Source organism: Escherichia sp. E2748 (assembly GCF_005781125.1).
Classification (GTDB): Bacteria; Pseudomonadota; Gammaproteobacteria; order Enterobacterales; family Enterobacteriaceae; genus Escherichia.
Window position 1 is genome coordinate 43,129 of sequence record NZ_VATP01000019.1, and the last position, 13,364, is coordinate 56,492.

The window sequence follows — 13,364 nt, forward strand, 5'->3', positions numbered from 1 at the left end:
CCATGATCGCTATTACTGGCGCAACTGGCCAACTTGGTCACTATGTTATTGAATCCTTGATGAAATCGCTTTCTGCCAGCCAAATAGTGGCTATTGTCCGCAATCCGGAAAAAGCCCATGCATTGAACGCACAAGGCATTGCCGTGCGTCAGGCTGACTACGGAAATGAAGCCGCACTGACATCTGCGCTACAGGGCGTGGAAAAACTGCTGCTGATCTCTTCCAGCGAAGTGGGTCAACGTGCCCCGCAGCATCGTAATGTTATTAATGCCGCAAAGGCGGCTGGCGTGAAATTTATCGCTTATACCAGCCTGCTACATGCAGATACCTCACCGCTCGGCCTCGCCGATGAGCACATCGAAACCGAGAAAATGCTGGCTGATTCTGGCATCGCTTATACCCTGCTGCGTAACGGCTGGTACACCGAAAACTACCTCGCCAGCGCCCCGGCAGCACTGGAGCACGGCGTATTTATCGGTGCCGCGGGCGATGGCAAAATTGCCTCAGCCATGCGCGCAGATTATGCAGAAGCTGCGGCGCGCGTAATGAGCGAAACAGGCCACGAAGGCAAAATTTATGAACTGGCAGGTGATAGTGCCTGGACGCTGACACAGTTAGCGGCAGAGCTGACCAAACAGAGCGGCAAACAGGTTACCTATCAAAACCTGAGCGAAGCCGATTTCGCCGCGGCACTGAAAAGCGTCGGACTGCCTGGCGGACTGGCGGATATGCTGGCGGATTCTGACGTTGGCGCATCGAAAGGCGGTCTGTTTGATGACAGCAAAACGCTTAGCAAATTAATTGGCCGCCCAACGACAACGCTAGCCGAAAGCGTAAGCCATCTTTTTAATGTTAATAACTAGTTAATTAAAGTGGCATCCTCCCGCATCCTCTCTGATAATGACGGGATGCGGGGAACGACCACGTCTGTTCCCTGAATATTTCTTCTGACAGACCAATGGATGCCAGTGATGATTAGCGGCGTGCTGTACGCCCTGTTAGCAGGGTTGATGTGGGGGCTTATTTTTGTCGGGCCGTTGATCGTGCCAGAATACCCGGCGATGTTGCAGTCGATGGGGCGTTATCTGGCGTTAGGGTTAATTGCGCTGCCCATTGCCTGGCTGGGACGCGTGCGTCTGCGTCAGTTGGCGCGTCGCGACTGGCTTACCGCACTAATGCTCACCATGATGGGCAACCTCATCTATTACTTCTGTCTCGCCAGTGCCATTCAACGTACCGGCGCGCCTGTTTCCACGATGATTATCGGAACTCTGCCGGTAGTTATTCCTGTCTTCGCCAATCTGCTTTATAGCCAGCGCGACGGCAAACTCGCGTGGGGAAAACTCGCCCCGGCGCTGGTTTGTATTGGCATCGGCCTGGCGTGTGTGAATATTGCTGAGTTAAACCACGGACACCCCGATTTTGACTGGGCTCGTTATACCTCAGGCATCGTGCTGGCGTCAGTCTCTGTAGTCTGTTGGGCGTGGTATGCCCTGCGCAACGCCCGCTGGCTGCGGGAAAACCCAGACAAACATCCAATGATGTGGGCGACGGCCCAGGCACTGGTCACACTGCCGGTTTCTCTCATCGGCTATCTCGTCGCTTGTTACTGGCTGAATACCCAAACGCCGCAATTCTCCCTACCCTTTGGCCCCCGTCCGCTGGTGTTTATCAGCCTGATGATTGCGATTGCCGTGCTTTGCTCATGGGTCGGCGCGCTTTGCTGGAACGTCGCCAGCCAGCGATTACCGACAGTGATTCTCGGGCCGCTGATTGTTTTCGAAACGCTGGCAGGTTTGCTGTACACCTTTTTGCTACGCCAACAAATTCCACCGCTGATGACGCTGAGCGGTATCGCGCTGTTAGTGGTTGGCGTGGTCATTGCAGTCAGAGCAAAACCGGAAAAGCCTTTAACTGAATCTGTCTCAGAAAGTTGACATGCTGGAAGTGAGTTAAATAAGCCTCTGCTACGTAAGGGTTATAGCTTTTGCCTTAAAGATGCATTTAAAATACATCTTATATTATTAAGAATGAGGTATCAGCTATGGCTTATCGCGACCAACCTTTAGGTGAACTGGCGCTCTCTATTCCTCGCGCTTCGGCTCTGTTTCGTAAATATGATATGGATTACTGCTGTGGCGGTAAGCAGACGCTGGCTCGTGCTGCGGCACGTAAAGAGCTGGATGTTGACGTCATTGAAGCTGAACTGGCAAAGCTCGCTGAACAACCGATTGAGAAAGACTGGCGTAGCGCCCCGCTGGCAGAAATCATTGACCATATCATCGTGCGCTACCACGATCGTCACCGCGAGCAGTTGCCGGAGCTGATCCTGCAAGCGACTAAAGTCGAGCGCGTTCACGCCGACAAACCGAGCGTGCCAAAAGGGCTGACAAAATATCTGACTATGCTGCATGAAGAGCTTTCCAGCCACATGATGAAAGAAGAGCAGATCCTCTTCCCGATGATCAAACAAGGCATGGGCAGCCAGGCAATGGGGCCAATCAGCGTGATGGAAAGCGAGCACGATGAAGCGGGTGAACTGCTGGAAGTGATTAAACACACCACCAATAACGTCACACCGCCGCCGGAAGCCTGCACCACCTGGAAAGCGATGTATAACGGCATTAATGAACTGATTGATGACCTGATGGAGCACATCAGTCTGGAAAACAATGTACTGTTCCCGCGCGCGCTGGCGGGTGAGTGATCTAAAAGCTGGATGGCATTGCGCCATCCAGCATGATAATGCGGTTATTTCCGCAGTTCAGCAGCCCGCTTCTTACCAATAAACAGCCAGCCCAGCCCCAGCGCGATAAACCACAGTGGGGTAACCAGCAGCGCCTGGCGGGTGTCATCTTCCAGCGTCAGCAGCACGATGACGAACACAAAGAACGCCATACATACCCAGCACATCAGCTTGCCGAGCGGCATCTTGTAGATTGACTTCTCATGCAGGTGCGGGCGCTGTTTGCGATACACCAGGTACGAACAAAGGATAATCGTCCAGACGAACATAAACAGAATTGCGGAAACCGTCGTGATCATCGTGAACGCGCCAATCACGCTTGGATTCACGTACAACATCACCACGCCGCCGAGCAGACAGATACAAGAGAAGGTCAGCCCTTTCGCTGGTACGGCGCGTTTAGAGAGTTTAGCGAACGCTTTCGGCGCCACACCTTCCTGCGCCAGACCAAACAGCATGCGACTAGTAGAGAAGACGCCACTGTTAGCAGAAGAAGCCGCAGACGTCAGCACCACAAAGTTGATCACGCTGGCAGCAGCAGGCAGCCCCACCAACACGAACAGTTCAACAAACGGGCTTTTATCCGGGACTACCGAACTCCACGGCGTCACGGACATAATCACAATCAGCGCGAAGACGTAGAACATAATAATGCGGATCGGAATAGAGTTAATTGCGCGCGGCAGTGATTTCTCAGGATCTTTGGTTTCCGCAGCAGTAGTACCTACCAGCTCAATCCCCACGAAAGCGAAAACCGCTATCTGGAATCCGGCAAAGAAGCCGCTTAAGCCTTTCGGGAACCAGCCGCCGTCATTCCACAAATGCGCAAATGACGCTTCCACACCGGTTGGAGACTGGAAGTGCATCATCACCATGACCAGGCCGACGATAATCAACGACACGATGGCGACGATTTTGATCATCGCAAACCAGAACTCCATCTCACCGAACATTTTCACGGTGGCGAGGTTCAGGGTCAGCAACAGCACTATCACCGCCAGCGAGGCGACCCAGTCAGATAGCCCCGGAAACCAGAACTGCGCATAAGCCGTGATGGCAACCACGTCCGCCATACCGGTAACCACCCAGCAGAACCAATAAGTCCAGCCAGTGAAATATCCTGCCCACGGCCCTAATAAATCGGAAGCGAAGTCACTAAAAGATTTGTATTCCAGATTCGAAAGCAGCAATTCCCCCATTGCCCGCATCACGAAAAAGAGCATAAAACCGATGATCATATAAACGAAAATGATCGACGGCCCGGCAAGACTGATTGTTTTACCGGATCCCATAAACAACCCCGTACCAATGGCGCCGCCAATGGCAATAAGCTGAATATGCCGGTTTGTGAGATTGCGCCGTAGCGACTGTTCAGCCGGAGCCTGATCATCGGCAACGACTTTTACCTGATCTACCATGTTTTTTCTTCCTGTCTGTGTTGTTCAGGCTCTGCGGCCTTTAGTCAGTCTATGATACGACGAATCTGTATCGGGACTCATCGATATTAGGAAACAATACGTGGGATGAATACTAAGATTTAGATCTAATGTTAATTTTATGTTTAAAGTGAGTGTCATATCACGGTGATAACGCGAAACAGCTCACAAAAATACACGCTTACGGAGTGTTTGCAACACAAAATATCGCCTATTGGCAAACTGAAGGGTTTATTGCTAAATGCCTGCTCCCCTCTGGCTCGAGGGGAACAGAATACGCTGTTTAGAGGATTTCCAGCAGCTCGACTTCAAACACCAGGGTGCTGAACGGAGGGATGGACGCGCCAGCGCCACGCTCGCCATAGGCCAGTTCCTGCGGGATCGTCAGTTCCCACTTAGAACCTACTGGCATCAGAGTCAGTGCTTCAATCCAGCCAGGGATCACGCCGTTCACCGGGAATTCAGCCGGTTCGCCACGGGCAACAGAGCTGTCAAATACAGTGCCGTCGATCAATTTACCGGTGTAATGAACGCGGACGCGGTCGGTACGGGCAGGAATTGCGCCTTCGCCCTGGTTGATCACGCGGAATTGCAGGCCGGATTCAGTGCTGTTCACGCCTTCTTTTTTAGAGTTTTCTTCAAGATATTTCACACCTTCAGCAGCCATCGACTGGAAACGCTGACGACGAACAGCATCGGCACGTTCATGGATTTCACGCAGCGCGCGGTGCACCACATCAACCGGAACAGCCGGATGTTTGCCTTTCAGCGCGTCGGCAATACCTGCAACCAGCGCTTCTGGCAGCAGCCCTTCCAGACCAGATTCACTCAGTTGTTGCCCTACCTGCAAACCAATGCCGTAGCTTGCTTGCGCTTCGATGGTGTCAAAAGTTGGGGTGGTCATCGTATTTCCTTCCTCGGGGTATAAAGTAACGGGCAGCATATCAGCCACACTTCCTTGGGTAAAACTTTGTCGCGAGAGTGATGACAAATCCCGGGGAAAAAGAAACAATAGCAATATCCCGTATGAATATAATAGAGGCGGGTTTACCACGGACATCATAGCGTTAGCTTATTCATAGGCTATGATTGAGGAACAAGACGCGGAGCAGGAGGAAACCATGCCCGGGCGCTTTGAACTAAAACCAACCCTGGAGAAGGTCTGGCACGCGCCGGACAACTTTCGCTTCATGGATCCGCTACCACCGATGCATCGTCGGGGGATTATTATTGCCGCCATTATTTTGGTGGTCGGTTTTATGCTTCCGTCTGAGGATGCGCCCGACTCCCCCGTCGTGACGCGTGAAGCGCAGCTGGATATTCAGTCGCAATCTCAGCCGCCGACAGAAGAACAACTTCGGGCGCAGCTAGTTACGCCGCAAAACGATCCGGATCAAGTTGCCCCGGTCGCTCCAGAACCAATACAGGAAGGTCAACCGGAAGAGCAGCAAACTACGCAAGCGCAACCTTTCCAGCCAGATAGCGGCATTGACAATCAATGGCGCTCTTATCGTGTTGAAGCCGGTAAAACGATGGCACAACTGTTCCGCGACCACGGTCTGCCTCCTACCGATGTATACGCAATGGCACAGGTAGAAGGCGCAGGTAAACCATTAAGTAATTTGCAAAACGGGCAGATAGTGAAAATCCGCCAGAACGCCAGCGGCGTGGTGACGGGCTTAACCATTGATACGGGGAATAATCAACAAGTCTTGTTTACCCGCCAGCCGGATGGCAGTTTTATTCGCGCTCGATAGCTGAAGGGTCAATCAGAAGCCAGCTAAGGACAGTTTCTTTGATGACCTTACGTCTGGCTTCCAGCGCCTGCGGTGAAACCATACTGATGTGATAAACCAGGCCAAGTGTATGCTGGTTTATCAAATAATATCCCCCGAGTGCAGCAATATTAATATTCACCTGCAGCGGGTCGATATCTGGCTTAAAAATATTACGTTTCTTCCCTTCAGCCAATAATGACTCCATTAACTGCAAGTGCGCGTGGTTAATATCCTGGAGGCGCTGTGATTTCGCATAATGCACACCTTTACTTTGGTTTTCGCTATGCACGATCTTTAGAAACCAGGGATTAGATATATAATAATCCCAGGTGAAATCGATAATTTCCTCTATGGCTTTTTGTGGCGGAAGGCCAGAAACATCAAGGGATCTTTCTTTTTGCCGAATATCATTCCAGGTATATTCCAGAACTTCAATAAATAAATTTTCTTTGTTCCCGAAGTGGTGATAAACCGTCTGTTTACTGCACCCTGCGGCCTTCACAATATTATCGACTCTGGCCCCTTCGTAGCCATATTCGGCAAATTCATTGACTGCGCATAACAACAATTTTTCCTTCAGGTTTTGCGCGTGACTGGTATCAAGATACATTCCGCTTCCCCACGTCTTCTTCGTGATGGCTATCATAACCGTATTTGATCTCAGCGACAGCAAAAAGGCAAAACATTGTCTTTCATCGAGTTATCAAATGTCCTGTGATCATTATCGCAGATCAACCAACCAGATGGTTGATCTTTTTACTAACTAGTTGCAAGCTAACCATCACTTAAGGAAACAATATTCAAAAAAAGAGGATTAACCTATGAAATCCACTCGTCCTGTTGCTGTCATCACTGGCGCTGCACGTGGTATTGGAAAGGGTTGTGCGCTGGAACTTGCTCGTGGCGGGTTTAACCTGCTGATTAACGATCGCCCTGATGCCGACAGCGTAGAAAAACTGCATATCACACAACAAGAATGTATGGCAGAAGGCGTGGAAGTCATTTGCTTCCCTGCCGATGTCGGCGATCTCTCCCTACATGAAGAGATGCTCGACGCGGCGCAAAACCAGTGGGGGCGTCTGGACTGTCTGCTCAACAACGCAGGGATTTCAGTGAAAAAGCGCGGTGACCTCCTCGATCTCGAACCAGACAGTTTCGACCAAAACATTGCCATCAATACCCGCGCACCGTTCTTCCTCGCTCAGGCATTCAGTAAACGTCTGCTCGCACAGCCGAAGCCGGAAGCGGAGCTGCCGCACCGTTCGATTATTTTTGTCAGTTCCATAAACGCCATCATGCTGGCGATGAATCGCGGCGAATACACCATTGCCAAAACCGCCGTTTCTGCCGCTGCTCGTCTGTTTGCCGCTCGCCTTTGTAACGAACAAATTGGCGTCTATGAAGTGCGCCCTGGCCTAATTAAAACCGATATGACCATTCCGGCAACCGCCTATTACGACGAATTGATTGCCAAAGGTCTGGTGCCGTGGGGACGTTGGGGTTATCCGGCTGATATCGCCTCCACTGTCCGCGCGATGGCGGAAGGCAAACTGATTTACACCTGTGGTCAGGCGGTCGCCATCGACGGCGGCTTAAGTATGCCGCGCTTCTGAGGCTGAATCATGAGAGATCTGTTACAACGCCCTGATTTATTCAGCATTAATACCGCGACACTGGGTTATAAAACGCCGCTGCCCGCCATTATTGACGCTTGCGCCGCGCGCGGTATTGGCGCAATAGCCCCCTGGCGCAGAGAATTGCAGGGCGAAGATCTCCAGCAGATCGCCCGCCAACTCGCCGCCAGTAACATGAGCGTTTCCGGTTTGTGCCGTAGCACTTACTACACCGCACCGACGCTGGCGGAACGCAAACTAGCGATTGATGATAACCGCCGGGCGCTGGACGACGCCGCCGTGCTTAACGCCGCCTGTTATATGCAGGTGGTTGGTGGACTGCCAACGGGTACAAAAGATCTGTATGAGGCGCGGGAACAGGTGAAACAAGGGATTCGCCAGTTACTACCGCATTCGAAAGAGGTCGGCGTGCCGATTGCGCTGGAACCGCTGCACCCGATGACCGCAGCCGATCGTTCCTGTTTGTGCACGTTACGCCAGGCGCTGGACTGGTGTGATGAACTCGATCCCGATGGCGAATTTGGCCTCGGCGTCGCGGTAGATGTCTACCACGTTTGGTGGGATCCGGAGCTCGCCAGCCAAATCCTGCGTGCCGGAAAACGCATTCTCGCGTTTCATGTTTCCGACTGGTTAGTACCAACCACCGATCTGGTCAATGATCGGGGAATGCCGGGAGATGGCGTCATCAATATTCCGTCAATCCGTCGGCTGGTTGAAAACGCCGGATTTAATGGCGCTATTGAACTGGAAATATTCTCGCCGTACTGGTGGCAGAAAGATATTAACAGCACGCTGGATATTAGCGTCGATCGCATCGCACATTATTGTTAAGGAATGAACATGAGTGACCAACCCGTTCTGTTCAGCAGAGCGGCGGCTACCTGCCGCCTGACATTGAACCGTGAAGATAAATGTCATGCTATTAATGAAGAAATGATCGAATCTCTCGATCATTATTTAAATGAAATTGAAAACGACACCACATTACGATTAGTCGAATTAACTGCTACCGGCGATAAATTCTTTTGTGCAGGCGGCGATATTAAATCGTGGTCAGCCTATTCGCCATTAGATATGGGCAGAAAATGGATTAAACGCGGTAATGACGTTTTTAATCGTCTGCGCAATTTACCCCAATTAACCGTTGCGAATCTCAACGGTCATACCATTGGCGGTGGGATTGAACTCGCCTTGTGCTGTGATATTCGTATCGCTCGCCCCCACGCGAAATTCTCTAATCCTGAAGTGATCCTCGGCATGGTGCCAGGCTGGATGGGCATTGAGCGCGTGCTTAATCAGGTTGGCCCGGTGGTTGGTCGCCAGATGCTGATGCTGGGTAAACGTCTGACGGCACATGAAGCCCAGGCGGCGAATTTAATTGATGAAGTGGTGGAAAAAGAACAGGTAGAAAGCTGGATGGCGAATCAGTTAGCGCAGCTGGAAAAATGTGGTCCGGTGGCACTGGCGCATATTAAGCAACTGATTCTGGCGCTGGAAAATAAACACGCCGATTACTCGCACCAGTTACTGGCAGGGTTAATGTCCGCCACTCAGGATTGCCAGCAGGCGACGCGCGCGTTTGCCGAAAAAAGTAGCGTGAGCTTCCACAATCAATAAGGAAATTGTATGCGTAAGATAACAACCGCCGAGGCACTGGCGGCGCAAATTCAGGACGGCGCAACCATTGCCATTAGCGGTAACGGCGGCGGCATGGTGGAAGCTGACCATATTCTGGCAGCCATTGAAGCTCGTTTCCTGCAAACCGGACACCCGCGCGATCTGACATTAATCCACTCGCTGGGTATTGGCGATCGCGACAGCAAAGGTACCAATCGCTTCGCTCATGCCGAAATGCTCAAACGCATAATTGCCGGACACTTTACCTGGTCGCCCAAAATGCAGGAACTGGTGAAAAACAATGCCATTGAAGCCTACTGCTTCCCGGGCGGCGTAATTCAGGCTCTGCTGCGGGAGATCGGCGCCGGACGTCCGGGACTTTTTACCCACGTAGGGTTGGGATCGTTTGTTGATCCGCGTAATGGCGGCGGGAAGTCAAACGCTTGCACCACCGATGATCTGGTAGAACTGATTGAAATTGATGGTGAAACCAAACTCCGCTATCGCCCTTTCAAAGTGGACTATGCCATTTTGCGCGGCACTTATGCCGATCCGCGTGGCAACGTCAGCCTCGAAGAAGAAGCGATTGATATGGATAGCTATTCGATGGCGCTGGCAGCACACAACAGCGGCGGCAAAGTGTTCGTACAGGTGCGCGATGTACTGGAAGCAGGCGCGCTTGAACCACGTAGAGTCAAGCTTCCGGGGATTCTGGTCGATGGCATCGTTGAACACCGCGAACAACCGCAAACCTATCTTGGTGGTTACGACCTGACAATTAGTGGTCAACATCGCCGTCTGAGTTCTAACGACGCTATTGAACTGGTTAGTCATCCGGTACGTCGTCTGATTGCCCGTCGGGCAGCACGTGAACTGGTAGCTGGTGCTTCAACCAACTTTGGCTTTGGTATTCCGGGCGGTATTCCTGGCGTTGCGCTGCGTGAAGGCGTGCCTTATCAAAGTTTGTGGCTAAGTGTTGAGCAAGGCGTACATAACGGCATGATGCTGGATGACGCGTTTTTTGGCTGCGCCCGTAACGCCGACGCCATTATCCCTTCGCTGGATCAATTCGAGTTCTACAGCGGCGGCGGGATCGATATCACTTTCCTCGGCATGGGTGAGATGGATCAGCACGGCAACGTCAACGTTTCGCATCTCAACGGCAATCTGATCGGCCCCGGCGGCTTCCTCGAAATTGCACAAAACGCCCGAAAAGTGGTGTTCTGCGGCACGTTTGACGCCAAAGGCAGCAAAATCGATGTAACGCCAGATGGCCTGCATATCGCCCAGTCAGGTCAAATCCCCAAACTGGTTACTCAGGTGGAAAAAATTACCTTTAGCGCCGCGTACGCACAGCAAAGCGGTCAGGAGGTGCTGTATATCACCGAACGCGCGGTATTCCAGTTAACGGCAGAAGGCGTTGAATTAATTGAGATCGCGCCAGGTGTGGAGATTGAGCGCGACATTCTGCCGTTCATGGCCTTCCGCCCGATTATCAGGCAACCACGTCTGATGGAAAGCAGCCTGTTTACGCCGATGGAGGATGCATGAGCCAGCTTGATGACGCCATCCTCGATTCGCTGACGCACGTCACTTTTCCAAAGGGGTTTGTGTCAGCAGAACCAACGTCAATTGTCACCGTTGAGGATGTTGATTACCCGATCTGGCAAGTTGATGCGCTGGTCGTTGGTAGCGGCGCAGCAGGATTACGTGCGGCGGTTGAGCTGAAACGTCGCCAGCAAAATGTGCTGGTCGCCACCGCCGGGTTATACATGGGAACGTCAGCGTGTTCCGGTTCTGATAAACAAACACTGTTTACCGCCGCTACTGCGGGCAACGGAGACAATTTTGCCAAACTGGCCGAGGCACTGGCGAGCGGTGGCGCAATGGATCACGACACCGCTTATGTCGAGGCGGTCGGTTCCCTGCATACCCTCGGCGGTCTGCAATATCTTGGTCTGGAATTACCGGAAGATCGCTATGGCGCAATTCTCCGTTATCAAACCGACCATGACGAAGCCGGACGCGCAACCTCCTGTGGACCGCGGACATCTCGCCTGATGGTAAAAGTATTGCTGGAGGAAGTGCAGCGCCTCGCCATCCCAATGTTGACCAGTGCAACGGTGATTAAGCTCCTGCATCAGTGCGGAGAGAATGGCGAAGATCGCGTTGCGGGGGCTATTCTCGCAACCGGTTCCCGCGCCCATAACCCCTGGGGGCTGGCCATTGTGACTACGCCCAATGTGGTACTGGCAACGGGCGGACCGGGCGAGCTTTATCGCGACAGTGTTTATCCACATAAATGCTTCGGCTCGCTGGGACTGGCCCTGGAAGAAGGTCTGACACTAACCAATCTGACAGAAAGCCAGTTTGGTATAGGCACGCCACGCAGCACGTTTCCGTGGAATTTATCCGGCACCTATGTGCAGGTGATCCCGTATATCTATTCTGTGGATGCTGAGGGCAACGAGTATAACTTCCTTGCAGATTACTATCGCACCACCCAGGAACTGGCTTCAAACATCTTCCGTAAAGGCTATCAGTGGCCATTCCACGCCACACGAGTGATGGATTTTGGTTCAAGCTTGTTAGACATGGCGGTGGCGCAGGAACAGCAATCAGGTCGCCAGGTATTTATGGATTTCAATCGCAATCCTGAAGCGGTGCCTGGTGATTTGCCGTTCTCATTGGATCGACTGGACGACGACGTTCGCGCATATCTTGAAAACAACGGCGCCCTGGCGCAATCGCCCATCGAACGCCTGCAACGAATGAATCCGCTGTCTATCTCGCTGTACAAGATGCACGGCTACGATCTCACCACGCAGCCATTGCAGTTTGCCATGAATAATCAGCACATGAATGGCGGTATAGAAGTGGATATCTGGGGGCAAACCTCCCTGCCTGGTTGCTTCGCGGTGGGAGAAGTTGCCGGAACTCACGGCGTTACCCGGCCTGGCGGCGCGGCACTGAATGCTGGACAGGTTTTTGCAGTGCGCCTGGCGCGTTTTATTGGTTGCTCCCAAAAGCGGTCTGTTGATGGAGATATTGCACAACTGACCGCTCCGGCCCTGGCGTCCATAAGAGAGATCATTACTCAGGCGCACGATAACGAGACCGGGATGCCATTGTCATTGGTTAAGGAAAAAATTCAGGCACGAATGTCTGATCATGCGGGGTTTATTTGCCATACCGATAAAGTCCGACGTGCCACTCGTGATGCCCTGCTATTGAACGAATTTGTCCAACAGCATGGATTGGCTATCAAACATGTGGGCGAAATTGCCGAGCTGTTTATGTGGCGGCATATGACGCTGACCTCTGCTGCCGTATTGACACAGTTGACGCATTATATTGATGCCGATGGTGGTAGCCGTGGGGCTCGTATTATTCTCGACGGAGATGGAAATTCGATTCCGCAAACACGAAATGGTTTTTGTGATGCTTGGCGCTTTCGTTCAGAGCGTACTGAGGATAAAAAAGATAAGCTACTTATTCATTATTGCAATGGTATCTTTCACGTCAGAAAAGCACCTGTTCGTGAGTTTCCCATTATCCGCGGCATTTGGTTTGAAAAAAACTGGCCTGGTTTTCTTAATGGGACAATTTACCAGCCACAGGATGAATGATATTGCAAAGGTTAATCACTATGCGAAATATAATTAGATCTATTAATGCTCTGCTTGCAACATTGAATATTACCATTTTGGCGATCATTGTGGCATGTGTGACATGGCAGGTGGTAGCACGATTTATATTTAAAAGCCCCAGTATATTTACGGATGAGCTCAGTCGTTTGCTTTTTATTTGTCTTGGCCTTTTTGGTGGTGCCTATACCGCGGGGCAGAACCGGCACCTGGCGATTGACCTGCTTCCTATGATGCTGAAAGGAAAAGCACGGCGTCATTTATTTTTGTGTATTCAGACTATCGTTATTATCTTCGCCACCATCATTATGGTATATGGTGGTGGGCTATTAACTATGGACACATTCGATTCAGGTCAAACCTCACCCGCTTTAGGTTGGCAGATGGGATATATCTATATGAGCATCCCGATTAGTGGTGTACTTATTATTATATACACCATAGATATGGTTTTAACAGAACTTAAACAACCACGCTAAAGATAATAAACAACAACCAACCATAGT

At 51.5% G+C, this 13,364-nt stretch carries 13 protein-coding genes; 10 read left to right on the plus strand and 3 right to left on the minus strand.

Annotation, left to right across the window (positions count from 1 at the left end):
* Positions 1–2 precede the first annotated feature (2 nt).
* From qorB to ytfE, 3 genes are all read left to right on the plus strand, one after another.
* The gene (gene qorB, locus FEK42_RS15180; RefSeq protein ID WP_135493298.1) at positions 3–863 is read left to right on the plus strand and encodes an NAD(P)H:quinone oxidoreductase; all 861 of its coding nucleotides are present in this window, start codon (positions 3–5) and stop codon (positions 861–863) included.
* 108 nt (positions 864–971) lie between these two features.
* Positions 972–1,937 (plus strand): DMT family transporter, encoded by a 966-nt coding sequence (locus FEK42_RS15185; RefSeq protein WP_135493312.1) that lies wholly within the window; start codon positions 972–974, stop codon positions 1,935–1,937.
* A 107-nt stretch (positions 1,938–2,044) separates the two neighbouring features.
* On the plus strand, positions 2,045–2,707 hold the full coding sequence (gene ytfE, locus FEK42_RS15190; RefSeq protein WP_000331451.1) for an iron-sulfur cluster repair protein YtfE: 663 nt from the start codon (positions 2,045–2,047) through the stop codon (positions 2,705–2,707).
* 44 nt (positions 2,708–2,751) lie between these two features.
* On the opposite strand, the gene cycA is transcribed toward ytfE, so the two are convergent.
* Positions 2,752–4,164 (minus strand): D-serine/D-alanine/glycine transporter, encoded by a 1,413-nt coding sequence (gene cycA / locus FEK42_RS15195; protein ID WP_138211882.1) that lies wholly within the window; start codon positions 4,162–4,164, stop codon positions 2,752–2,754.
* 301 nt (positions 4,165–4,465) lie between these two features.
* Entirely contained in the window at positions 4,466–5,086 is a 621-nt protein-coding gene (gene fklB / locus FEK42_RS15200) for an FKBP-type peptidyl-prolyl cis-trans isomerase (protein ID WP_135493297.1), read from the minus strand.
* 217 nt (positions 5,087–5,303) lie between these two features.
* Here fklB and ytfB point away from each other — a divergent pair, with 217 nt between their 5' ends.
* Positions 5,304–5,939: a cell division protein YtfB gene (ytfB, locus tag FEK42_RS15205; RefSeq protein WP_135493296.1), complete on the plus strand. Its 636-nt coding sequence runs from the start codon at positions 5,304–5,306 to the stop codon at positions 5,937–5,939.
* Here ytfB and FEK42_RS15210 read toward each other — a convergent pair.
* The gene (locus tag FEK42_RS15210) at positions 5,923–6,570 is read right to left on the minus strand and encodes a TetR/AcrR family transcriptional regulator (protein ID WP_130206029.1); all 648 of its coding nucleotides are present in this window, start codon (positions 6,568–6,570) and stop codon (positions 5,923–5,925) included. The genes ytfB and FEK42_RS15210 overlap by 17 nt on opposite strands.
* Before the next feature lie 211 nt (positions 6,571–6,781).
* Between FEK42_RS15210 and FEK42_RS15215 the strand changes: the two genes are divergently transcribed.
* From FEK42_RS15215 to FEK42_RS15240, 6 genes are read left to right on the plus strand one after another with little or no spacing between them, the layout of a single operon-like run.
* Positions 6,782–7,573, plus strand: a complete 792-nt coding sequence (locus FEK42_RS15215; protein WP_130216695.1) for a 3-ketoacyl-ACP reductase — start codon at positions 6,782–6,784, stop codon at positions 7,571–7,573.
* Positions 7,574–7,582: 9 nt separating this feature from the next.
* Positions 7,583–8,425 (plus strand): sugar phosphate isomerase/epimerase family protein, encoded by an 843-nt coding sequence (locus FEK42_RS15220; RefSeq protein ID WP_130206027.1) that lies wholly within the window; start codon positions 7,583–7,585, stop codon positions 8,423–8,425.
* A 9-nt stretch (positions 8,426–8,434) separates the two neighbouring features.
* Entirely contained in the window at positions 8,435–9,211 is a 777-nt protein-coding gene (locus FEK42_RS15225) for an enoyl-CoA hydratase/isomerase family protein (protein ID WP_135493295.1), read from the plus strand.
* 9 nt (positions 9,212–9,220) lie between these two features.
* Positions 9,221–10,762 carry a CoA-transferase gene (locus FEK42_RS15230; protein WP_130206023.1) on the plus strand — a complete coding sequence of 514 codons (1,542 nt, stop codon included), beginning with the start codon at positions 9,221–9,223 and terminating at the stop codon, positions 10,760–10,762.
* On the plus strand, positions 10,759–12,840 hold the full coding sequence (locus FEK42_RS15235) for an FAD-binding protein (RefSeq protein ID WP_135493294.1): 2,082 nt from the start codon (positions 10,759–10,761) through the stop codon (positions 12,838–12,840). Before FEK42_RS15230 ends, FEK42_RS15235 begins: the two co-directional genes overlap by 4 nt.
* Positions 12,841–12,860: 20 nt before the next feature.
* Positions 12,861–13,337: a TRAP transporter small permease gene (locus tag FEK42_RS15240; protein ID WP_130259525.1), complete on the plus strand. Its 477-nt coding sequence runs from the start codon at positions 12,861–12,863 to the stop codon at positions 13,335–13,337.
* The last annotated feature ends 27 nt before the right edge of the window (positions 13,338–13,364 follow it).